This is a genomic window from Devosia sp., assembly GCF_014860165.1.
Taxonomy (GTDB): Bacteria; Pseudomonadota; Alphaproteobacteria; order Rhizobiales; family Devosiaceae; genus Devosia.
Genome location: NZ_JACZKG010000086.1, coordinates 119,324 through 141,741, shown reverse-complemented (window position 1 = coordinate 141,741; position 22,418 = coordinate 119,324). Strand labels below are relative to the sequence as shown.

At 64.3% G+C, this 22,418-nt stretch carries 22 protein-coding genes and 1 pseudogene; 6 read left to right on the top strand and 17 right to left on the bottom strand.

Annotated features, from left to right (window positions below; all coding sequences use genetic code 11):
- The 7 genes and pseudogenes from IH615_RS22160 to IH615_RS22130 form a co-directional block, all read right to left on the bottom strand.
- Window positions 1-591: pseudogene (locus IH615_RS22160) on the bottom strand (hypothetical protein); the annotation flags it as partial.
- A 32-nt stretch (window positions 592-623) separates the two neighbouring features.
- Window positions 624-2,240 (bottom strand): citramalate synthase, encoded by a 1,617-nt coding sequence (gene cimA / locus IH615_RS22155; RefSeq protein WP_291365495.1) that lies wholly within the window; start codon window positions 2,238-2,240, stop codon window positions 624-626.
- 5 nt (window positions 2,241-2,245) lie between these two features.
- Window positions 2,246-2,755, bottom strand: coding sequence for a GFA family protein (locus IH615_RS22150; RefSeq protein WP_291365493.1), 510 nt, complete (start codon window positions 2,753-2,755; stop codon window positions 2,246-2,248).
- A complete protein-coding gene (locus IH615_RS22145; protein WP_291365491.1) occupies window positions 2,748-3,230 on the bottom strand; it encodes a GFA family protein in 483 nt (160 codons plus the stop codon). The genes IH615_RS22150 and IH615_RS22145 overlap by 8 nt, the downstream gene beginning before the upstream one ends.
- Entirely contained in the window at window positions 3,227-4,690 is a 1,464-nt protein-coding gene (gene cysS, locus IH615_RS22140; RefSeq protein WP_291365489.1) for a cysteine--tRNA ligase, read from the bottom strand. Before cysS ends, IH615_RS22145 begins: the two co-directional genes overlap by 4 nt.
- A gap of 239 nt (window positions 4,691-4,929) precedes the next feature.
- Window positions 4,930-5,379 (bottom strand): cytochrome c, encoded by a 450-nt coding sequence (locus tag IH615_RS22135; RefSeq protein WP_291365487.1) that lies wholly within the window; start codon window positions 5,377-5,379, stop codon window positions 4,930-4,932.
- 134 nt (window positions 5,380-5,513) lie between these two features.
- On the bottom strand, window positions 5,514-6,515 hold the full coding sequence (locus tag IH615_RS22130) for a fumarylacetoacetate hydrolase family protein (protein WP_291365486.1): 1,002 nt from the start codon (window positions 6,513-6,515) through the stop codon (window positions 5,514-5,516).
- A 141-nt stretch (window positions 6,516-6,656) separates the two neighbouring features.
- Here IH615_RS22130 and IH615_RS22125 point away from each other — a divergent pair, with 141 nt between their 5' ends.
- Complete coding sequence (locus IH615_RS22125; RefSeq protein ID WP_291365484.1) at window positions 6,657-7,817, top strand: DUF2865 domain-containing protein; 1,161 nt, start codon at window positions 6,657-6,659, stop codon at window positions 7,815-7,817.
- On the opposite strand, the gene gltX is transcribed toward IH615_RS22125, so the two are convergent.
- Window positions 7,762-9,099 (bottom strand): glutamate--tRNA ligase, encoded by a 1,338-nt coding sequence (gene gltX, locus IH615_RS22120; RefSeq protein ID WP_291365482.1) that lies wholly within the window; start codon window positions 9,097-9,099, stop codon window positions 7,762-7,764. The genes IH615_RS22125 and gltX overlap by 56 nt on opposite strands.
- Window positions 9,096-10,763: an NAD+ synthase gene (locus IH615_RS22115; RefSeq protein WP_291365480.1), complete on the bottom strand. Its 1,668-nt coding sequence runs from the start codon at window positions 10,761-10,763 to the stop codon at window positions 9,096-9,098. Before IH615_RS22115 ends, gltX begins: the two co-directional genes overlap by 4 nt.
- A 230-nt stretch (window positions 10,764-10,993) precedes the next feature.
- Between IH615_RS22115 and IH615_RS22110 the strand changes: the two genes are divergently transcribed.
- Window positions 10,994-11,419, top strand: coding sequence for a response regulator (locus tag IH615_RS22110; protein ID WP_291365478.1), 426 nt, complete (start codon window positions 10,994-10,996; stop codon window positions 11,417-11,419).
- Here the strand turns inward: IH615_RS22110 and IH615_RS22105 are convergent.
- The 5 genes from IH615_RS22105 to rpiA all read right to left on the bottom strand — a co-directional run bounded on the left by IH615_RS22105 (window position 11,416) and on the right by rpiA (window position 17,690).
- Complete coding sequence (locus IH615_RS22105) at window positions 11,416-13,320, bottom strand: PAS domain-containing protein (RefSeq protein WP_291365476.1); 1,905 nt, start codon at window positions 13,318-13,320, stop codon at window positions 11,416-11,418. The two genes, IH615_RS22110 and IH615_RS22105, sit on opposite strands and share 4 nt — an antisense overlap.
- Before the next feature lie 104 nt (window positions 13,321-13,424).
- Window positions 13,425-14,801: a class II 3-deoxy-7-phosphoheptulonate synthase gene (locus tag IH615_RS22100; protein WP_291365474.1), complete on the bottom strand. Its 1,377-nt coding sequence runs from the start codon at window positions 14,799-14,801 to the stop codon at window positions 13,425-13,427.
- Window positions 14,802-14,936: 135 nt separating this feature from the next.
- Window positions 14,937-16,316: a glutathione-disulfide reductase gene (gor, locus tag IH615_RS22095; protein WP_291365472.1), complete on the bottom strand. Its 1,380-nt coding sequence runs from the start codon at window positions 16,314-16,316 to the stop codon at window positions 14,937-14,939.
- A gap of 127 nt (window positions 16,317-16,443) precedes the next feature.
- Window positions 16,444-16,971, bottom strand: a complete 528-nt coding sequence (locus tag IH615_RS22090) for a DUF2059 domain-containing protein (RefSeq protein WP_291365470.1) — start codon at window positions 16,969-16,971, stop codon at window positions 16,444-16,446.
- Between the two features lie 14 nt (window positions 16,972-16,985).
- On the bottom strand, window positions 16,986-17,690 hold the full coding sequence (gene rpiA / locus IH615_RS22085; protein WP_291365468.1) for a ribose-5-phosphate isomerase RpiA: 705 nt from the start codon (window positions 17,688-17,690) through the stop codon (window positions 16,986-16,988).
- Window positions 17,691-17,944: 254 nt separating this feature from the next.
- Here rpiA and IH615_RS22080 point away from each other — a divergent pair, with 254 nt between their 5' ends.
- The 4 genes from IH615_RS22080 (at window position 17,945) to IH615_RS22065 (ending at window position 20,771) form a co-directional block, all read left to right on the top strand.
- Window positions 17,945-18,541, top strand: a complete 597-nt coding sequence (locus IH615_RS22080) for a L,D-transpeptidase (RefSeq protein WP_291365466.1) — start codon at window positions 17,945-17,947, stop codon at window positions 18,539-18,541.
- 134 nt (window positions 18,542-18,675) lie between these two features.
- Complete coding sequence (moaA, locus tag IH615_RS22075) at window positions 18,676-19,689, top strand: GTP 3',8-cyclase MoaA (RefSeq protein WP_291365464.1); 1,014 nt, start codon at window positions 18,676-18,678, stop codon at window positions 19,687-19,689.
- A 1-nt stretch (window position 19,690) separates the two neighbouring features.
- Window positions 19,691-20,368: a dienelactone hydrolase family protein gene (locus IH615_RS22070; RefSeq protein WP_291365462.1), complete on the top strand. Its 678-nt coding sequence runs from the start codon at window positions 19,691-19,693 to the stop codon at window positions 20,366-20,368.
- Between the two features lie 76 nt (window positions 20,369-20,444).
- The gene (locus tag IH615_RS22065) at window positions 20,445-20,771 is read left to right on the top strand and encodes a hypothetical protein (RefSeq protein WP_291365460.1); all 327 of its coding nucleotides are present in this window, start codon (window positions 20,445-20,447) and stop codon (window positions 20,769-20,771) included.
- Between the two features lie 27 nt (window positions 20,772-20,798).
- Here IH615_RS22065 and IH615_RS22060 read toward each other — a convergent pair whose 3' ends face one another.
- The 3 genes from IH615_RS22060 to IH615_RS22050 form a co-directional block, all read right to left on the bottom strand.
- Entirely contained in the window at window positions 20,799-21,233 is a 435-nt protein-coding gene (locus tag IH615_RS22060; protein ID WP_291365458.1) for a VOC family protein, read from the bottom strand.
- Window positions 21,234-21,275: 42 nt separating this feature from the next.
- Window positions 21,276-21,755 (bottom strand): Lrp/AsnC family transcriptional regulator, encoded by a 480-nt coding sequence (locus IH615_RS22055; protein ID WP_291365512.1) that lies wholly within the window; start codon window positions 21,753-21,755, stop codon window positions 21,276-21,278.
- Window positions 21,756-21,899: 144 nt separating this feature from the next.
- A complete protein-coding gene (locus tag IH615_RS22050) occupies window positions 21,900-22,373 on the bottom strand; it encodes a thermonuclease family protein (RefSeq protein ID WP_291365510.1) in 474 nt (157 codons plus the stop codon).
- Between the last annotated feature and the right edge of the window lie 45 nt (window positions 22,374-22,418).

The window sequence follows — 22,418 nt, the reverse complement described above, 5'->3', positions numbered from 1 at the left end:
GGCCTTGTCGTCGTTGATGACGACCACGAATGACTGCGCTGCCCGGCCGGTCTTGCCGGCTTCGGCCAGGGTGATTTCGGTGCCGCCCGGAGGGATGGGTGCATCGGGCACGAGGACCCAGTCGCCGCTCGATTCAACGGTGGCCCGGCCCAAAAGGGATTCGCCGGAATAAACCTCGACCTCGGTCCCCGGCGTGCCGCTGCCGGCGATGACCACCGAGCCATCGGGCTCGGCGCGGAGCAGGCCGAACGTCGCTGCGATCAGGTCATCGGGCACCTCTGGCGCCGGAGTGACATCCAGAGCGGGTTCGCCCACTGCAGTCTCGGCGCTGGGTTCAACGACGGCGACCTGCTCGGTCGCCGGCGCGTCGGCCTCCGTCGTGGCCACGGCCGCCGGCCTTGGCAAGATGCCGGCATCGGTCATCTTGCCGCGCAGGCAAACGCCCATGCCATCAGGAGAATTGAAGCAGGTGACGACGGACGGACCCGCCAGGACACCGATGATGACTGCCAGGGTAACCGCCGCCGCCCCAAGGGTGAGCGCAAGAGGTTTTTTCGGAGCGGTTTCGGCCAGTTTGTCCTCCAGGACCATTGCGGCAGTCGTCCAGCGGACGGACCACCCGGTTAAGCCACTTTTTCTGTCGTCCGCTGCGCCGCTTCAGTCTTCAACAGCTTGTAGGTGATCGATTCATACAGAGCTTCAAAGGACGCATCAATGATGTTGGGAGAAACGCCGATCGTATACCAGCGCTCGCCCGAGCCATCGCGGCTTTCGACCAGTACACGGGTGACCGCGCCCGTGCCGCCGTCGAGGATACGCACCTTGAAATCGACCAGTTCCAGATCCTCGATGCGGGACGAATACTTGCCGAGGTCCTTGCGCATGGCCAGATCCAGCGCATTGACCGGGCCGTTGCCCTCGGCAACCGACATCAGCAACTCGCCCTCGACGCGGATCTTCACCACCGCTTCGGTGACGGTGATCTCCTCGCCCTGGGCATTGTGGCGGCGCTCGACGCTGGCGCGGTAGTTTTCGACGGTGAAGTAGCTGGGCAAGGTGCCGAGGACTTCATGCGCCAGCACGGCGAAGGAGGCATCGGCGCCATCATAGGAGTAGCCACGCGATTCGCGTTCCTTGACGGTGGCGAGGAGCTTTTCGAGGCGGCGGTCGTCCTTGCTGAGCTCGATCCCGTGGCGAGCGAGCGCGGTCAGCAGGTTGGACTTGCCGGCCTGCTGGCTGACCATGATGGAGCGCTCGTTGCCGACGCTTTCGGGCGGGATATGCTCATAGGTCGAGAAGTCCTTGAGCAACGCCGACGCATGGATGCCGGCCTTGGTGGCGAAGGCGGAGGCGCCGACATAGGGCGCCTGCTTGAACGGGGCGCGATTGAGCCGGTCATCGAAAGCGCGCGAAATCTGCGTCAGGCGCTGGAGGCGCGTGGCGTCGATGCCGGTCTCGAACCGCTCGGCATAATAAGGCTTCAGAACCAGGGTGGGAATAAGTGTGATCAGATTGGCGTTGCCGCAGCGCTCGCCGATGCCGTTGAGGGTGCCCTGGATCTGGCGGACGCCCGCCTCCACGGCCGCCAGCGTGTTGGCGACGGCCTGGCCGGTATCGTCATGCGCGTGAATTCCAAGTCGCGAACCGGGCGAAACTGTCAGCACACTGCTAACAATTGACGTCACCTCAGAGGGCATTGTGCCCCCATTGGTGTCGCAGAGCACAACCCAGCGGGCGCCGGCATCAAGGGCGGTCTTGACGCAGGCCAGCGCATAGTCCGGATTGGCCTTGAAGCCGTCGAAGAAGTGCTCGCAGTCGATCAGCGCTTCCTTGCCCGAGGCGACGGCGGCGGCGACGGTGTCGCGCAGGTTTTCGAGGTTTTCCTCGAGCGTGATTTCGAGCGCGACCTTGACCTGGTGGTCCCAGGTCTTGGCGACAAAGCAGGTGGCGTCGGCCTGCGAGTTCAGCAGGGCCTGCACGCCGGGGTCGTTGGCGGCGGAGCGCCCTGCCCGCTTGGTCATGCCGAAGGCGGTGAATTTGGCGCGTTTGGTGCGGCGCTGGTCGAAGAACTCGGTATCGACCGGATTGGCACCGGGATAGCCGCCTTCGATATAGTCGACGCCCAGCTCCTCCAGCAGGCTGGCAATGGAAATCTTGTCCTCGAGGGAGAACTCGATGCCGGCCGTCTGGGCCCCGTCGCGCAGGGTGGTGTCGAAGATATAGAGGCGGTCTTTGGACATGGACGCTACTTCGTTTTCTGGCTCTGGCCCGGGCCAACCGCCTGGGGCCAGCGATCGGTATCGTGGTCGGGATGCTGGTGATTGGTGGACTTGATGAAGGCTGCGGTGTCGGGCGCCTCGGCCTCGGTGCTTTGCCGGTCCGGCAGATGCCCCAGGTCGTTGACCCAGCTCAGCCGGCTCTCCACCCCGTGCTGATCGACCGGCGGGAAGGCCTCGGGATTATCGAGCGAGCCGATGGAGACGCTCATCCAGTTGCCGTCGCGATAGGCAAAGGTCAGCGGGGTACCGCAGCGGGCGCAGAAGCCGCGCTCGGCCTGATCGGAAGACAGGAAGATGCCGAGCTCACCGCGGGTGATCTCGAAGGTGTCGCGCGGGCCGCCCACCAGCGGCGCATAGAAGCCACCGAAGGCCTTTTGGCACATGCGGCAGTGGCAGATATGGGCGCCGCCTGGCTTGGCGGTGAAGCGATAGCGCACGGCGCCGCACTGGCAGCCCCCGGACCAGGTTTCAGCCATTGTCGCCTCCCTTGGGCGGCCAGTCGGCCGTATCGTGATCGGGGTGCTGGTTGGAGTGGATGCCGGCGAGGAAGTCGCGCCACTCGTCACTGGCTTCGGTGCGGGCCGGCAGCGCGGTCAGGCCGTCGAAGAAGCTGAGCTTGTCGGTGAGATTGACCTGGATCACCGGGGCGGCAACTTCTGGGTCGTCAAAGGCGCCGATCGCCAGTTCGAGGCCGAAGCGGGTTTCATAGGCGAGCGGGGTGCCGCAATCGCCGCAGAAGGCGCGGCGGGCGGCGTTGGAGGACTGGAACCACTTTGGCTCGCCACGGGTCCAGGTGGCATTGTAGGCGGTGACCAGCGGGCCGAAGAAGCCGCCGAAGGCCTTCTGGCACATGCGGCAGTGGCAGATCGAGGGCCGGCCCAGGCGGGTGACGCGAAAGCGCACGGCACCGCATTGGCAGCCGCCGGTGAGGGATTTGGACTGCGGCGTCATCGCTTGACCTCCCACTTGGTCTGGCGCTCGCCGTTTTCGTCCTTGTAGTCCATCAGGGCGATGCCTTGTTCGGCGAGTTCGTTGCGGATGGCGTCGGCCTTGGCGAAGTCCTTGGCGTTGAGGGCGGCGAGGCGGGCGGTGACCAGTGCCTCTATCGCCGAATCTTCGCCGTCCGTGGTTCCCGGCGCACCCGACAACTTCAGAAACAGGCCTTTGAACCCAAGGGCGTTTAAGGTTGCGGTTACGTCGCGTCCGATGGACGCATCTTGCTCCGCTTGTCGAGCCAAGGAGTGCAACCTCGCCCATAGCTCAGAAATGTTCAGGTCATCAGCTAAGGCTTCAACTGCCCAATCAGCTAGATAGCACTCGTCAGATGACTGAACATAAACCCGGGCCCACTTGCGAAGCATGCGGTCTGCCTCTTCCAGCCGGGCCACTGAAAAATCGATCGGCTCGCGATAGTGCGTCATCAGCATGGCCAGCCGCAGGACTTCGCCCGGCCATTTGCGGCCGCCGAAGTCTTCCGAGTCCAGCAGTTGGCTGATCGTGTAGAAATTGCCCAGGCTCTTGGACATCTTCTGGCCTTCGACCTGCAAGAATCCGTTGTGCATCCAGATGTTGGCCATGGCGTGGGTGCCGTGGGCGCAGCGGGACTGGGCGATTTCGTTTTCGTGGTGGGGGAAGATGAGGTCGAGGCCGCCGCCGTGGATGTCGAAGGCGTGGGGATGCCTATGGGCTTCGGGCGATAGCTTGTCCCGAATCTCGTCCCAGAGGTAGCGCTCGCTCATGGCAGAGCACTCGATGTGCCAGCCGGGGCGGCCGCGGCCCCAGGGGCTGTCCCAGCCGGGCTCTTCGACGCTGGACTGCTTCCAGAGCACGAAATCGGCCGGATTGCGCTTGTGGGCGTCGACGGCGATGCGGGCGCCGGCGAGGTTGTCCTCGAGGTTGCGACCGGAAAGCTGGCCATAGTCCGGCATGGACTGGACCGAAAACAGCACTTCGCCATTGGCCTCGTAGGCGTGGCCGCGCTGGATCAGGTTGCCGATCAACACCTGCATTTCAGCTATATTGTCGGTGGCGCGGGGCTGCCAGGTCGGCGGCAGGTTGCCGAGGCGCTCGGCATCGGAGAGGAACTGGGCCTCGGTCTTTTCGGTGACCTTGCGGATGGCTTCGTTGAGCGGCAGATCGGGGTAGTCGCGCAGGGCGCGAGCGTTGATCTTGTCGTCGACGTCAGTGATGTTGCGGACGTAGGTGACGTGATCGGCGCCATAGACCTGGCGCAGCAGGCGGAACAGCACGTCGAAGACGATGACCGGGCGGGCATTGCCGATATGGGCGAAGTCATAGACCGTGGGTCCGCAGACATACATGCGCACATTGTTCGCATCGATGGGCCGGAACGGCTCCTTGGTGCGGGTGAGCGTGTTGTAGAGCGTGATTTGCGGTGTGCCCGAAGTCATCGTCGAAAAATCCTGGCCATGCGGATGGGCGCTGGCAGACGGGCTCTTCGGGTATCAGAAATCAGGATGAAGAAGACCGCGCCGCCAACTGTTGGTTAGCAGGTAATAATGCAGCGGTTAATCAGAATGATGCCGGTCTTCATGGCGTGCATGATTGACCGGAGGCCGGGCGGAAAGCAAGCCCCAGGCAAAAAAAGGCGGCCCCACCGGGCCGCCAATCGCTTTGGAGGCGATTAGAACTAACTGCGGAACTGCTGGTGGCAGGTGCCACAGGTGCCGCCCAGGGTCTTGAGGGCGGCGGCATAGGCTTCGGCGTCTCCAGCCTCGGCCGCGGCGATGGCTTCGGTCGCCGCGGTCTTGCCGGTGTCCACAATGGCGGTGAAAGCGTCCCAGTTTTCCCAGATGGCCGGCAGGGCCTTGCTGTCGCCGACAATGGAGCCTTCGGGGAAGAGATCGGGAATGTGCGTGTAGTTGGTAAGGACGGTATTGAGGGCGGCGACGGCTTCGGCGCCTGAAAGGCCGCCCAGACCGCGCATGATGCCACCATCCTCCTTCATCAGGGCCTGGCGAGCGGCAACAGCCTCCTCAGGCGTGGCGGGCGCTACAAACGCATCCTGCGCCACAGTGGCGACGGCGCCAATGGCGAGCAGGCCAGCAATCGCCATGGCAGAAATCGTCTTGATCGACATGAGTGCACCCTCAACGAGCATTGCAGCGACGAACCGGACGGCCCGGTATGGCGGCAGAGTGGCATGCCAAAACGACGCACCCAACGTTCACACGGGAATGTTATCAAGATTTGCAAGGTGTTAGCCTAGCAGCGTCAGGTCAGTGCCACGGTCTGAAGGATGTCGCCGAAAACCGATTTGCCATCAGTGGCGACGGCGCCAATGCGAACGACGTCCCCCGGCTTGAGGAAGGGCGTGCGGGCGCGGCCATATTTGAGCTTTTCGACCGTGCGGGCCTCGGCAATGCAGGCAAAGCCGATACCGTCGCGCTTGATGGGCAGGGATTCGTCATGCCGGATGGAGACGGTTCCGCCCCCGATGATGGTGCCGGCGGCGAGGCGGCGCGTGCGAGCGGCCTCGACGATGAGGTCGGCGAAATCGAAATGCATGTCGGTACCGGCATTGGGCTGGCCGTAGAGGGTGCCATTGACCTCGATGCGGACGGGCAGATGCAGGCGATTGTCGCGCCAGGCACTGCCGAGGCTGTCGGGCGTGGCGACAATGGGGGCGAAGCTGGTCGAGGGCTTGGCGTGGAAAAAGCCGAAGCCGTTCTGCAGGTCATCGGCGACGAGGCGGCGCAGCGACACGTCGTTGCAGACGGTAACAAGGCGAATGGCTGATGCGGCCTGTGCCTTGGTGGCGGCCATGGGAACCGCGCCGATGATGACCGCCACCTCGGCCTCGAAGTCGATGGCCAGGTCCGCATCGGTCACGACTATGGGGTCTGTTGGCGCCGAGAGCGAATCGGAGCCGCCCTGGTAGAGCAGAGGCCGGACCGACTGCAGTTCCTCGTCCTTGCTGCCCTTGAGGCTGCGGACCCGTTCGAGGTGGCTGAGATAGCCGGAGCCGTCGATCCACTGATAGGCGCGCGGCAGGGGCGCCAGGGCGAGTTCCGGATCGAAGGTCTGGCCGGCAATGGCGCCGGCATCGAGCTGGGCGGCAAGTGCGGCAAGGGCTGGCGCATGGATATCCCAATCGTCCAGAGCCGACTGCAGGGTGGGCGCGATGCGGCCGGCAGAGACGAAGCGACTCAGATCGGCCGAGAGGAGGACGAGCTGACCGTCGGGGCGGCCGTTCCTGAGCGTGGCTAGCTTCATCTCGACGCAATCTCGCAACTGTGTGACCTTGCAGCGCTACCACGGCGCCCGCCTGGGCACTATACTGTTGCAATCGGTCCTAGCGATGTCTTAAGGGCCGGTGGACCGGCGCGCGGCGCGTCGTGGAGGATTGTTCGAAGCTTGGGCAGGAACGGCGCGCGCGCCCTGGTATTGACGGTGCTGTCGGCGATCTGCCTGGTGCTGGACGTGAACACGGTCTATGCGCAGGCAGCGCAGTGCTACCAGCTCGAAGCGGCGTTGCGCCAGTTCGACAACAACTCATCCTACCAGCAGATGGGCGGCAATTCGCAGGCGGCGCAGCAGGCGCAGCGCGATGTGCAGGCGATGGAAAGCCGCTATGTCCGCGACGGATGCAATGACGATGCGAAGGCCGGGCGCCAGCTGACGCAGCAATGCCGGCAGATCGGCCGTGAAGTGCTGCGCCTGCGGGAAGTGGCGGCTGCTGTGGCCCAGCAGGTGGAAACGGCCAATGCCGTCGGTGCGCAGCGCGAGGCGATCCTGCAGGAAATGGCGCGCTTCGGCTGCGGGGCCAACCAGGGCTCCAGCGCCACTTTCACCACCGAGCGGCAATCGGTGTTCGACCGCATCTTCGGGACCACGTCGCAGGGCGACTTCACCGATGGCCAGATGATCGATGGCGGCGACTATTGGGGCTACCAGGGCTACCAGACCGTGCGCACGGTCTGCGTGCGGCTGAGCGACGGCTACTTCTGGCCGATCAGCTACGCAACCATGCCCGACTTCGTCAGCAATGACGCCATTACCTGCCAGCAGAGCTGTCCGACGACTGCCGTCGACCTCTACTTCTACGACAATCCGGGCCAGGAGCCCGAGCAGATGCGCAACCAGTATGGCGAGCCCTATACGGCGCTGCCAACGGCGTTCCGCTATCGCGAGGAAGTGGACACCAGCCCGGGCGCCAACTGCAAGGTGGCGCCGAAATCGGACGGATCGCTGAGCGTGGCGACCGGCGCCGATGGTTCGACCCGCACGATGATCGAGGTCTCGGGCGTGACATTCCCGCTGCCACTGCGCGACCCGCGCGGCGTGGCGCCGGTGCAGGCGGCCGAAGTGCCCGTCCAGGCGGCGCTGGAGACGGCAGTCCTCGTGGATGTGCCATTGCCGCGTCCCCGCCCCGCGGGCCCCGGCGAAACGCCGGTGACGCGTCCAGTTCAGGCGGAGGCGGAAACCGAGCTGCGGCTGGTGCAGTTCGGCGACAAGGTGGTCAGGGTAGTCGGGCCAGACACGCCGTACGCCCAACCAACGGGAGCAGGGACTTAAGTTCCGGGCCGTCGTGACGCCCGGTCAGCGCCAGGCGAAGCGGCAGGAACAGGGCCTTGCCCTTGCGACCGGTCGAGGCCTTGAGGGCGTTGGTCCAGTCTGACCAGGTGGTCTCGTCCCATGGCTCTGGAGGCAGCAGGGCCTTGGCGAGGGCGAGAAAATCGCGGTCCTCATCGGCTATGACAGGAATGACCGGGCCGGTGACCAGCTTGGCGAGATCGGCGATATCGCCGAACTTGTGCAGGTTCTCCCGCAGCAGCAGCCACATGGCTTCGCCCTCGAGGCCCAGGCTGCTGAGCCGTGCGGCAGCGCCCTCGTAAGGCAGGGTATGCAGCAGGCGGGCATTGAGGCCGTCGAGTTCGACCGGGTCGAAACGGGCCGGACCGTGCGAGATCATCGAGAAATCCAGGCGATTGGCGATCTCGTCGAGCGTTTCGTAGGGCTCGATGGGCAGGCTGGTGCCCGTGATCGAAGCCATGATTGATATGGCCAGCGGCTCGTAGCCTTCGGCGCGGAAATCGGCGATGGACTGACTGCCAAGGCGCTTGGAGAAGCCCTGCCCCTGCGCGTCGGTGAGCAGATTATGGTGGCCAAAGACCGGGACCGGGCCGCCCAGGGCCTCGAATATCTCGATCTGCGTGCCGGTATTGGAGACGTGGTCCTCGCCACGGATCACGTGGCTGATGCCCAGGTCGATGTCGTCGACGACCGAGGGAAGCGTATAGAGGTAGCTGCCGTCTTCGCGCACCAGCACCGGATCGGACATAGAGGCGGTGTTGACGGTCTGCGGTCCCTTGATCAGATCGTCGAAATGCACCGGGCGGCCATCGAGCTTGAAACGCCAATGCGGCTTGCGGCCTTCGGCTTCGAGCCGGGCGCGGTCCTCCGCTGTCAGGTTGAGCGCGGCGCGGTCGTAGATGGGTGGCTTGTTGAGGGCGCGAGCACGGGCGCGGCGGCGGCTGAGTTCGTCCTCGGTCTCGTAGCAGGGGTAGAGGCGGCCTATGGCAATCAGGCGGTCGCGGGCGGCATCGTAGAGCGCTGTTCGCTCGGACTGGCGGACCAGCAGGTCCGGCGTGATGCCGAGCCAGGCGAGGTCGACCTCGATGCCGTCGGCAAACTCGCGGGTGGAGCGGGCCAGATCGGTATCGTCCATGCGCAGGACGTATTTTCCGCCGTGGCGGCGAGCATAGAACCAGTTGAGCAGCGCCGGGCGGGCATTGCCGAGATGAATGCGGCCGGTGGGGGACGGAGCCCAGCGAACAGTCACATTGGGGCTGATCATCCGATCGTCCGATCCTTGTAGCCATTGGTGATCGGGTATTTGCGACCGAGGCCGAAGGCCTTCACGGTCAGCTTGGGTCCCGGGGCGGACTGGCGGCGTTTGTATTCGGCGATGTTGAGCAGACGCTCGATGCGCTCGACCAGTGGCTGATCATAGCCCTGGGCGACGATCTGGGAAATCGACAGATCGTCCTCGACGATGCCCTTGAGGATGGCGTCCAGCACCGGATAGGGCGGCAGGCTGTCCTGGTCGGTCTGGTTGGGGCGCAGCTCGGCTGATGGGGCCTTGGCGATGATCGCCTGGGGGATAACCTCGCCTGATGGCCCCTTGCAGTCGCCCGGGACGTGGCTGTTGCGCCACTCGGCCAGGCGATAGACCTCCATCTTGAACATGTCCTTGAGCGGGTTGTAGCCGCCATTCATGTCGCCGTAGATGGTGGCGTAGCCGACGCCCATTTCAGACTTGTTGCCAGTGGTCAGCAGCATGGAGCCGAGCTTGTTGGAGACGGCCATGAGCACGACGCCGCGCATGCGCGACTGGATGTTTTCCTCGGCCAGGTCGGCGGGGCGATTGTCGAAGATGGGCGCGAGTTCGACCAGCGCGTCGTCGACGGGATTGCCGATGGAGACGATGTCGTAGCGCACGCCCAGCCGCGTGGCGCAATCCCTGGCGTCCTTGAGGCTGGCCTCGGAAGTGTAGCGATAGGGCAGCATGAGGCAGTGGACGTTTTCGGCGCCCAGGGCATCGACGGCCATGGCGGCGACCACGGCGCTGTCAATGCCGCCCGACAGGCCGAGCACGACCTGCTTGAAGCCGTTCTTGTGGACATAGTCGCGCAGGCCGAGCACGCAGGCCAGCCAGGGCGCTTCATCGGTCGTGGTGAGCTCGGTGACCTCGCCCTGGGCGCAGACCCAGCCATTGTCGCCGCAGACCCAGTCGGAAACGATGAAATCGGGCGCAAAGGACTTGCCCTGGAACACCAGCTTGTTGCCCGGTTCCATGCCGAACGAGGCGCCGTCAAAGACCAGTTCGTCCTGACCGCCGACCTGGTTGAGATAGAGCATGGGCACGTCGTCTTCGGCGACACGGGCGCGGACCAGGTCCTTGCGGATATGCTGCTTGTTGGTCCAGTAGGGCGAACCATTGGGGCAGAGCATGATCTCGGCGCCGCGCATGGCCAGATGCTCGCAGACGCTGGGGTGCCAGATATCCTCGCAGATCGGAATGCCGATCGGCACGCCCTTGATCAGCACGGGTTCGGCCAGCGGCCCGGGGGCGAAATAGCGCTTCTCGTAGAAGACGTCGGAATTGGGCAGTTCGCGCTTGAGCCTGGTGGCGATGATCTGGCCGTTCTCGGCGACGATGACTGCGTTGTGCAGTCCCGTCTTCTCCACCCAGACGGTGGGCAGGACGAGGACGACATCGGTGCCTGCGGTGTCGGCCACCAGATCGCGGGCGGCCTGCATGGCATCGGCGATGAATTTAGGCTTGAACAGCAAGTCGTCCGGGAAGTATCCGGTGAGGAACAGTTCGGACAGCAGCAGGATATCGGCCTTGGCGGCGACGGCATCGGCCAGTGCACCGCGGGCCAGGGCCAGGTTGCCGACGAGATCGCCGACCTTGGGATTGAGCTGGGCAAGCGCAATTCGGAGGCGGTCGGTCACGGGCGGGCCTAACTGATGGTGGGCGGGCGGGCGGCTATCGGTGCCCTGCCATAGCGCCCTCCCCTCCACTACCGCAAGGGGAGAGTGCTGCCCTGGCAGGGTTGGGAGTTTGGTAACCCCCTGCGCGCAAATTGGCTGGATGGAGCCCTGAACGGGCGCCGGCAGGCAACCGAGCGCCGCGTCGCGAGTTGCCTAGAGGCTAGAAGGCTTAGTGCGACGAAGAGTTTGCGATGAAACGCAGGATACTGGTGGTCGAGGATGAGATCTTCGTCGCTGCCGAAATCGAACATGTCGTCGAGGAGATGGGCCTGAAGCCCGTCGGCATTGCGCCGGACGAGCGCTCGGCATTGGCGCTGGGAGTACAGGCGGATGTCGCGCTGGTCGATCTCAACCTGAGGGATGGCCCCACAGGCATCCGCATTGGGCAGGCCCTGGCGCAGACGCATGGCGTGACCGTGCTGTTCATGACCGCCAACCCGTCCCAACTTGGCAATGGCGTGCCCGGCACGGTGGGCGTGCTGGCCAAGCCGGTGACGGACCGCGACCTGCGTGCCGCGCTGGTCTATGCGGTTGCCCGGCACGATGCCCGGGAAGCGACGCCCCCTGCCCGCCTGCGCCTGTTCGAGCAGCCTGACGCGCTGGGGGCAACCGGCTAGTTCAGGGGTAACCGTGCCGAACGCCGCAGCGCGTCGGTCGGCAGGTCGATTTCCACCCGCAAGCCATCGGGCTCCCAGATCCGCTCCATGCGGCCACGCAACTGACCTTCAATGCTGAGCGCGATGAGCCGCGAGCCGAAGCCACTCAGTTCGGCGTCCCCGCCGATCGTGGGACCACCATGTTCCTTCCAGGTCAGATGGTAACGCTCGCCATCGGGATGGCCGGTAATGTCAACCCGGCCGCCGGGGGTCGATAGCGCGCCATATTTGGCGGCATTGGTGCCCAGTTCGTGGAACAGCAAAGCCAGAGGCGTCGCCGCGCCGTCGTCAATCTCGGCGTCGTCGCCGTGGAAGGCGAGCCGACCCTCGCCGTCCGCGCGATAGGGCTGCATCAGACGTTCGATGAGCGACTTGAGCGAGCCCTGGTTTTCCGGCGGGCGCGAGATGTGGCTGTGGGGACGGAGGAAATCGTGCGCTTCGCCCAGGGCATAGATGCGCTGGCGCAGTTCATCGGCGAAACCCTTGACCTCGGGGCGGCTGCGCGCCGAGAGGCTGATGATGCCCGTCAGCACGGCGAAGATGTTCTTGATGCGGTGGCTGAGTTCCTGGGCGACGAGGTCGCGCTCCTGGGCGGCGAGTCTTGTCTCATGGATATCGGTGCAGGTGCCGAACCAGCGGATGATCTGGCCGCCGGCATCGCGGATCGGCAAGGCGCGACCCAACGTCCAGCGATATTCGCCGCTTCGGTGCCGCAGGCGGTACTCGATCTGATAGGGTTCGCCGGTTTCAAGCGAATGGCGCCAGACCTGCCGGGCCCGCTCCTGATCGTCGGGATGGAACATGCCGTTCCAACCCTCGCCATCGGTCGAGCCTTCCGGCACGCCGGTGAACTCGTACCAGCGCTTGTTGTAATAATCGTGGAAGCCATCTGGTAGCGTCGACCAGACCATTTGCGGCATGGTGTCGGCCAGGGTTCGGAAGCGCAGCTCGCTTTCGGCCAGCGCTTCGGAAATCCGGCGCTGCTCGGTCACGTCGACGACGACCCCCGGCAGCCGCGACGGTGCACCATCGGGCCCGCGCCTGGGGCTACCGGAGGCGATGACCCACCTTATGGTGCCGTCGGTGGCAACGAGCCGGTATTCGCTGCGGAACGGGGTGGCATCGCGCAGGGCGACCTCAATCTGCGCATTGACGCGGTCGAAGTCGTCAGGATGGATGGCGGCCATGAACTCGGCGATGGGCACGCCCAGGCCGGCGCGCAGCGGATCGAGATTGTACATGCTGGCGAAGCGGTCATCGGCGGTGACGATGTCGTTGTGGATATCCCAGTCCCAGGTGCCGACGAGGCCCGAGCCGTCGAGCGCAAGCGACAGGCGCTCCTCGCTGCGGGCGAGAGATTTTTCGGCGAGCACGCGGTCCGTGGTTTCGTGCACGATGCAAAGGGTGCCCAGGGACTGGCCATCGGCGTCGGCAATGGGGCTGTAGTGGAGGTCCATCCAGCCCGATTCGAGCTGGCCGTGGCGATTGAGGATCAGTTCCTGGTCGCGCAGGCTCCAGGATTCGCGGCGCAGGCCGCGCTCGATATTGTCGCGGTTGAAATCGCCGATTTCGGGCCAGGCCTCGATCGCGGGCATGCCAAAGATTTCCGGATGCCGGTTACCGGCGAAATCGGCATAGGCGTTGTTGTAGATGAGGATGCCGCGCTCGCCGACCATCATGACCATGGGGGTGGAAGCCACCATCATCAGCCGGACCGCGCCCTTGAGGCTCTCCGGCCAATCCGGGATGGGTCCGAGCGGATTGGTTGACCAATCGAAGTCGTTGATCAGCTTGAGCGTAGGGTCCTGCTCAAGGCGGGCGCGCGCCTCAGCACTGGCGGCAGGGAACAGAGACTTGGGCATACGCGGCTTTCATGAGGACCCATGCGAGGACTGGTGCATTATAGAAGGCCACGCGTTGATCCTGCAACGCGCAGCCTGCCATCGGGTTCATGCGCCGCGACAAATTATTCGCCGGCGGCCAGATGCTGCCGCGGCGGCTTCTGGGCATGGACTTCCTCGGCGACGAGGAAGGCCAGTTCGAGCGCCTGGCTGGCATTGAGGCGCGGGTCGCAATAGGTGTGGTAGCGATCCGACAGCGAAGCCTCGGTGACGGCAGAGACGCCGCCAACGCATTCAGTGACGTCGTCGCCGGTCATCTCGATATGCACGCCGCCGGCATAGGTGCCGAGCTCGCGGTGGATTTCGAAGAAGGACTTCACTTCGGACAGAACGCGGTCGAACGGCCGGGTCTTGTAGCCGGTCGAAGCCTTGATGGTGTTGCCATGCATCGGATCGGAGCACCAGACGACGGTGCGGCCGGCCTTCTGCACGGTCTCGATCAGGCGCGGCAGGTGATCGTGAACCTTGTCCGAGCCGAAACGGGCGATCAGCGTGATGCGGCCCGCCTCATCGGTGGGGTTGAGGCGATCGAGCAGACGCAGCAGGTCGTCATTGCTCAGGGTCGGGCCGCACTTGATGCCGATGGGGTTCTTGATGCCGGCAAAATACTCGACATGGGCGGCATCGGGCTGGCGGGTCCGATCGCCGATCCACAGCATATGGCCTGACGTGGCGTACCAGTCATTGGTGATGGAATCGCGGCGGGTCAGCGCCTCCTCATAGCCGAGCAGCAGAGCTTCGTGGCTGGTGAAGAAGCTGGTCTGGCGCAAGGCCGGCGTGTTGTCGGGGGTGAGGCCGAGCGCGCCCATGAAGGTGATGGCGTCATCGATCTTGCGCGCCACTTCCTCGTAGCGCGGATACCAGTTGGAGCCCTTCATGAAGCCCACGGTCCATTCGTGGATGCGGGTCAGTTCGGCATAGCCGCCCATGGAGAAGGCGCGCAGCAGGTTGAGCGTGGCGGCCGACTGGCGATAGGCCTGCAGCATGCGATCGGGATCGGGCACGCGCGACTTTTCGGTGAAGCCGATGTCGTTGATGATGTCGCCGCGGTAGCTGGGAAGCTCGACGCCGTCGATCGTCTCGGTATCGGCCGAACGCGGCTTGGCGAACTGGCCGGCGACGCGGCCAACCTTGACCACCGGCTTGGAGGCGCCGTGGGTCAACACGACAGCCATCTGCAGGAAGACGCGGAAAAAGTCGCGGATGTGGTCGGCGCCGTGCTCGGCAAAGCTCTCGGCGCAATCGCCGCCCTGCAGCAGGAAGGCCTCGCCACGGGCGACGGCGGCCAGGCGCGCCTTGAGGTCGCGGGCCTCGCCGGCAAAGACCAGGGGCGGGAAGGTGGCGAGCTGACGCTCGGCCTCGGCCAGCGCGGCCGGGTCCGGATAGGCGGGAACCTGGGAAATCGGCTTGGTGCGCCAGCTATCGGGGGTCCAGGTGGTCATATCAGGGTCTCGCTCACGCAGGTTACGGCTGCTGGGGGGCGGAATACCAAGGCGGAGGCGCGGTGCCAAGGATATTCGGGGTGGCGATTGGTCGTAGGGCCGTGCCAAGGCGCCGCGTGGGCGAGAGCCGCGGGTTCAGCCCCCGACCTTCTGCCCGTCGCGATAGGTGTAGGTTGGCGCCTTGAAGGTCACCAGTTCTTCGGCTGCGCTGGGATGCAGCGCTATGGCGCGGTCGAAATCGGCCTTGCTGGCGCCCATGCCCATGGGGATGGCGACCAGCTGGATCATTTCGGCGGCGCCCGGACCGAGGATGTGGCAGCCCAGGACCTTGCCGCCGTCCTTTTCGGTGATGAGCTTCAAAATCATCCGCTCGGTGCGGGTGGAGAGCGTATTCATCATGGGGCGGAAGCGGGCGAGGTAGACATCGACATCGCCATGGGTAGCAGCCTCGGCCTCGGTGAGACCGATGACGCCGATTTCGGGATCGGAGAAGACTGCAGTCGGGATCTGGCTGTGATCGACCGCCATGGGATTGTTGTTGAACACGGTCTCGGCGAAATAGCCCCCTTCGCGGATGGCGATAGGGGTCAGAGCGGCGCGACCGGTGACATCGCCAACGGCGTAGATCGAAGGGACGGAAGACTGGGAATATGCGTCGACTGCGATGGCGCCCATGGCAGTCAGCTTGACGCCAGCCGTGTCCAGGCCCAGGCCCTTGACGTTGGGGGAACGGCCGGTGGCGAACATGACGGCGCCATAAGGCGCCGAGACGCCATCGCTGAAGGTGGCTGAAATATCGTTGCCGGACTTGGCCAGCGACTTGATGGTGGTCTGATAGATGACCCTGATGCCCCGATCGGTGAGTCCGGCTTCGAGACCCCGACGCATGTCGTCGTCGAAGGTGCGCAGGATGCAATCGCCGCGATAGATGATGGTCGTGTTGACGCCCAGGCCGGCAAAGATGGTGGCGAATTCCACCGCGATATAGCCGCCGCCCTCGATGAGGATGGAATGCGGCAGGGCCGGCAGGTCAAAGGCCTCGTTGGAGGTGATGGCGAGTTCCGCGCCCGGAATGGGCGGGATGTAGGGATGGGCGCCGGTGGCGACCAGGATGTACTTGGCGGTCAGCTCACGGTCCTGGCCGACCAGGTGCACGCCATTGGGACCGGTGACGACGGCGCGGTCCCGGATGATCTCGACGCCCGGCTTTTCGAGATTGGCTGTATAGGCGTGTTCGAGCCGGGTGATTTCCCTTTCCTTGTTGGCGACCAGGGTGGGCCAATCAAAGGAGGCATCCACCTGCCAGCCGAAGCTCGAAGCAACATCGAACAGGTCATGGAAGCGGGCGGCATAGACATAGAGCTTCTTGGGTACGCAGCCGCGGATGACGCAGGTGCCGCCGACACGGAACTCCTCGACGATGGCGACCCTGGCACCATAGGTAGCCGCCATGCGGGCGGCGCGGACGCCGCCGGAGCCGGCACCGATAACAACAAGATCATAGCTATCGGTCATCGAACGGCTCCTCTGCAATCATCGGCATATGGCGATGAATATCGGGTGGCACTTCGCATAAAAAAAGGCCCCGCACAAGGCGGGGCCGGATGTACTGCCATGTGGCAGGCGCAGGCATTGAGGCAAATCAGACCTCGAAGCCCTTGGCGCGCAGTTCGGCGCGAACCTTGGCGAAGAACTCTGAGCGGGTGTTGTTGGTGAAAACCTGCAGCACGGCCTGGAGATCGGAATTCACCTCCATATTGGCCGAGGCCAGCTTCTGGCCGGTGGGCGATTCGTAGAAGGCCACGATCTGCTGCAACTCTTCGACGGTGAAGCGCGTGGCATAGATGCGCGCGAACTGGTCGATCAGTTCGCCCTTACGGCTCTGATAGGTCTCGAGGACCGCGCCGATCGCCAGGTCGATCTCTTCGGCCAGCTCGGGGTTCTGCGTGGTTAGCTGGCTCAGCGTGCCCATGCCGATTTCCACGAGGGTGATCTCGTAGACTCCGGCGCTATCGGTGAGTTCCACATATTTGCGGGCCAGAGCCAGTTGCTCGGGCGGCACTTCCTGCGCCATTGCCGGGGCAGCCACAGCGATAATGGCGGCGCTCAGCGCCACAGCTACCAGCGCCTTGGCGCGCGTCATCATACCGGTCATCGTTGAAAAACCCATTGTGTCCCGATCCATCAGTTCGTGCCGCTCGTCAGGGTTTTTACGCCATCCGGTGTCGCCACATAAGCCGTCTTGCACATTTTGAGGAACAGCCCGTGCTGTACAACCCCCGCGATGTCGAGCAAGTCGCGCGACAGCGCTTCTGGCCGCGAAATACGGCCAAAAAAAGCATCGAGGATGAGATGTCCCCCATCGGTGACGAAGGGGGTGCCCGGCGCGGTTTCGCGCAGGCTGGGTTCGCCCGTGGCACCATGGCTGGCCATGACCTCGGCCACGGCACGGCGCGTGGCCCCCAGGCCGAAGCCGTTGACCTCGATGGGCAGCGGAAAGCGGGCGCCCAGCGTGGTCACCAGCTTGGAAGTATCAGCGATGACGATCATGGCATCGGATGACGCCGCGACAATCTTCTCGCGCAGCAGGGCACCGCCGGCGCCCTTGATCAGATTGAGCTGCGGATCAATCTCGTCGGCACCATCGACGGTGAGGTCGAGGCGGTCGAGGGTTTCGAGATCGGACAGGGGAATGTTGAGCGCCAGCGCCTGGCGGGCGGTCGCTTCGGAGGTGGGGACGCAGATGCAGTCGAACCCCGCGGCCACCTTTTCGCCGAGCAGATCGACGAAGTGGCGGGCCGTGGAGCCCGTGCCGAGGCCCAGGCGCATGCCAGGCCGCACATCGGCCAGGGCCATGGCGGCTGCCTGACGCTTCAGATCTTCGCTCATGGAGGCCCTCGCGCGGTGATGTCGCCACGGCCATTGCAGGGGTTGCGCTGCCTGTCAATGCTGTTGAGGCACTCGGATCACGGATTGGTGAACGTCAACTGTAACCTGCCAGCAACACAATTTGGCGAAGGTGGCACGAGTGTGGCGTTTCCGGGGCATGCGCCTCTTTTCGCTATTACACAAACCGCGTAAGCAACCGCAATTGTCATGTGGGCGAGTCGAATGCCCATCTATTCCAGAGGCCAAGTCGTCAGATGTTCAATATCAAGTCAACGATAGCAATCGGGCTGTCGATTATCTTGTCGGCTAGCAGCGTCGTGCCCGCCACGGCCGCGCTGGTTTACGACCGCAATACTGGCAGCTGGGTGGACGAGGCGTCGATCGCGCCGCCGAGCCCCCGCGGCGGCAGCCCGATCCGCAAGGAAATCGTTGAATACCAGACGTCCCACAAGCCGGGGACCATCGTCATCGAGACCGACGAGCGCCGCCTCTATCTCGTGCTCGAGGGCGGCAAGGCGATGAAGTATGGCGTTGGCGTCGGCCGCGACGGCTTCACCTGGTCCGGCACGCACCGGATCACCCGCAAGGCCGAGTGGCCGGGCTGGACCCCGCCGCCGCAGATGCGCAAGCGCGTTCCGGACCTGCCGGCCTATATGGAAGGCGGCCCGAATAATCCGCTCGGGGCCCGCGCGCTCTATATCGGCTCGACGCTCTATCGCGTGCATGGCACGTCCGAGCCGTGGTCGATCGGCCAGGCCGTATCGTCGGGCTGCATCCGCCTGACCAATGACGACGTCACCGATCTCTATGAACGCGTGCAGGTCGGCGCCCTCATTGTGGTGAATCACTAGTAACAGTGCCGGTTGGGCCACGCTGGCCTGACCGGGTTGCTGCTGGCGCATAATTGATAGAAGGGCTGCCTTTGGGCGGCCCTTTTTGTTTGTGGCGGCTTTGAAAAAACGTTGGCACGGATTAGGTTGCGGCCATGACCCTGCACGTGCCCCCTGCCCGCCCGCTTGTTGACCGCTATGGGCGGCATGTTTCCTATCTGCGCATCTCGGTGACGGACCGCTGCGACTTCCGCTGCGTCTATTGCATGGCCGAGGACATGACCTTCCTGCCCAAGAAGGACGTGCTGAGTTTCGAGGAAGTCGAGGCGATTGCCGGGGCCTTCATCGCCCGCGGCGTGACCAGGATCAGACTGACAGGCGGCGAACCGCTGGTGCGGCGCGACATCATGGACCTGGTGGCAACGCTGGGCGGTCGGATCGGGCATGGGCTGGAAGAGCTGACTCTCACCACCAATGGCAGCCAGTTGCGCAAGCATGCGCAAGGACTGGCGGATGCCGGGGTTAGGCGGCTCAATGTTTCGCTCGATACGCTGGACGCGGAGCGCTTTCGCGCCATCACCCGGCGCGGCCGGATCGCCGATGTGCTGGATGGCATCGACGCGGCGCAGACGGCGGGCCTGGCCATCAAGATCAACATGGTGGCGATGCGCGGGGTCAATGACGACGAGATCGAGCCCATGATGGCCTGGGCGCATGGGCGCGGCATGGGGCTGACGTTGATCGAGGGCATGCCGCTGGGCGAAGTAGGCATCGATCGCGTGGATAGTTATCTGCCCTTGCGCGAACTGCATGACCGGCTGGCCAGGCGCTATACGCTGAGCAAACTCGACAAGCGCACCGGCGGGCCGGCGCGCTATGTGCATGTTGCCGAAACGGGCGGCGTGCTGGGCTTCATCACTCCGATGAGCCACAATTTCTGCGAAAGCTGCAACCGGGTGCGCCTGACGGCGACCGGGCAATTGTTCCTGTGCCTGGGGCAGGACGACCAGGTGAACCTGCGCGACGCGCTGCGCAATGGCGGGCTGCCGGCCCTAGACGCTGCGCTCGACCATGCCATGCTGATCAAGCCCAAGGGGCATGACTTCGTCATCGACAGGACCCGCCCGGAACCGGCGCTGGGCCGGCATATGAGCGTTACGGGAGGCTAGGATGGGCGAACGGATCACCTTGACGGCCAGCGACGGCTTCACGCTCAATGCCTATCGCGCCGTGCCCGAGGGCAAACCGCGCGGCGGCGTGGTGCTGATCCAGGAGGTCTGGGGGCTCAACAACTGGATACGGAGCGTCGTTGACCGCTGGGCACGACACGGCTTCCTGGCGGTGGCCCCCGCCATGTTCGACCGGGTCGAATATGGCTACGAGAGCGACAATTACGGACCCGAGCAGTTCGCCATCATCGGCGAGCTGATGAAGAAATTCGACCACAAGACGGCAATGCTGGATGTGAGCGCGGCCATCGCGGCGGCATCTTTGGCCGGCAAGGTCGGCATTACCGGCTATTGCTTCGGCGGGGCGGTGAGCTGGCGCGCCGCCGCCCATGAAGGGATCGGACTCAGCGCTGCATCGGGCTATTATGGCGGCGGCGTGCCCAACTATATCGAGTTGGCGCCGCGCATTCCCACCGAGATGCATTTTGGCGACCGGGACACCGGCATCCCGCTGGAACAGATCGAGGCGCTCAAGTCCCGGCATCCGGAGGCGGACATCTATACCTATCCGGCCGGGCACGGCTTCTGTAACAGCGACCGCCCGAGCAATTTCAACGAAGCGGCCTGCACCAAGGCTTCGGCGCGCACGCTCGATTTCTTCCGCAAGCACCTTGGATAGCCTGCGCCAGCATCGGGACTATCTGGAACAGGAATGGCGAAGCCTGTGGGCTGCGCCTCTTTCGATGCGAAAGGCTATGCTGGTCGCAGCGCTGGTTGACGCCTTTGTCGACCGGCTGTTTGGCGAGGCCCCGGGGGTCGACGATATCCTGGAATTTCGTGCGGGAATGGCCGCCGGAGCACCCGGACTGGGCCGGGTCATGGCACTATGTTCCGGCCGCGGAAAGCTGGTGCTGGAGGCCGTTGAGGTGCCAATCTCGGCCTATGGCTCTTTGTCAGTCGAGGACTTCATGGTCAGCCTGTACAATGACCACACTGTCCAGCGGCTGCAGATAGTGGCGACAGATGGCAGCCGCCACGACATGATCGAAACGCTCGACCAGGCAATCGGCGCACTCGACTGAGCGGGAGCGCCCATGGCGAGCGGTCTTCTAGCGCCAGTCGGCCCGCTCAATCAGTTCGACGATGATGCCGTCAGGGTCGCGGACGAAGGCGACGCGCTTCAGCATTTCGTTGAAGAAGGCCGGCCGCGGGCCCTCGATCGTCTCGATCCCGACGGCATTGAGCCTGGCAACCATAGCGTCGACATTGTCGAAGGCGAAGGTGACATGGCGCATGCCAGCTTCGTGGGGAGGCACGTCGCGCGAGCGCGCTACGTCGGCGACCGGGCAGCCAATCTCGAGCATGCCGGCGCCGGTATCAAGGAAGATCACCTCCCCATTCGGGGCTGTCTTGCGCAGGGCCAGCTTGAGTCCGAGCAGACCGCAATAGAATGCGATGGTGCGATCGAGATCGCTGCAGGTCATGCCGACATGCTCGAGTCCAAGCAGCCTGGCACCAGTTCCAGTCTCGGCCATATCGGACATACGTTGCTGCCTCCTGTGCTGGGATGCGGCGGGCGTCGCCCCCTACTTATCGTCGTCCACGACGATGGCAAAGTCGAGCGGCAGCGCCGTGGTATATTTGATCTGCCCCATGGCGAAGGCGGAACTGACATCGGTCAGGTTGATCTTGCTGATGAGCCTTTTGTAGAAGGCATCGTAGGCGCCGATATCGGGCACAACGACGCGCATCAGATAGTCTACATCTCCGCTCATGCGGTAGAATTCAACGACTTCGGGGAACTCATCGATGACGCCCGAAAACTTGCGCATCCAGGCGTCATTGTGCTCGTTGGTCTTGACCGACACGAAGACGGTGACGCCGACATTGACCTTGGCCGGATCGAGCACGGCGACGCGGCGTTGAATGACGCCGTCTTCTTCCATCTTCTGGATGCGACGCCAGCAGGGGGTGGTGGACAGGCCGACTTTGCGACCGATTTCGGCCACCGGCATGGTGGCGTCCTTCTGCAGAAGTGTCAGGATCTTTCGATCGATCTTGTCCAACGCCATATCGCCCCCGCGAAAATCAGATTTCCAATTCCAGCCCAATTTCAATCCGAAATTAGGGGATTACCTGCCACGTCCCGGGCGGATTAGCAATAATCTTGCGCGAGCGAACTGAGTGGCCGGTATCGATATATCGTTAACCTAGAGTTCGATCGTCGCCAACCAGCCCCAGACGCCTTGGGGCCGCGGGTGATCGTCGCGCCAGTCGCGCGGCGCATCGAAGTCACCGGCCCAGATGCCGAGACGATCACCGCGGGCGGCAGCCTCCTCGGCCCAGTATCGCCCCGAGGCGACCGCAAGCCCCTCGGCCACCATGGTCGCGCCAAGATCGCGACCGGCAACCAGACAGGTGGCCAGCAGGCGATCGTACTGGTCCATATCCTCGGGGCGGCAGTCGGCCGGACCGGCAGCAAGCAATTGTGCCATCCGGTCGCGCGCCGCCCGGCCACAGCGCCAGATTCGACCATCGGCAGAGGTGCAGTCCTGTGTCAGTTCGGGGGCATCGAGACCCAGCAGCCGGATGCGGTCTTCGCCCAGGCGGAAACTGTCGCCATCGCTGGCGCGGCCGAGCCCGGAGACCGGCGGCGGCGGCTGATCGAGGGCAGCCGCAACCACGGCAGCCAAGGCAAGCACCCCCATAGCCAGGAGCGCCCCGACGGG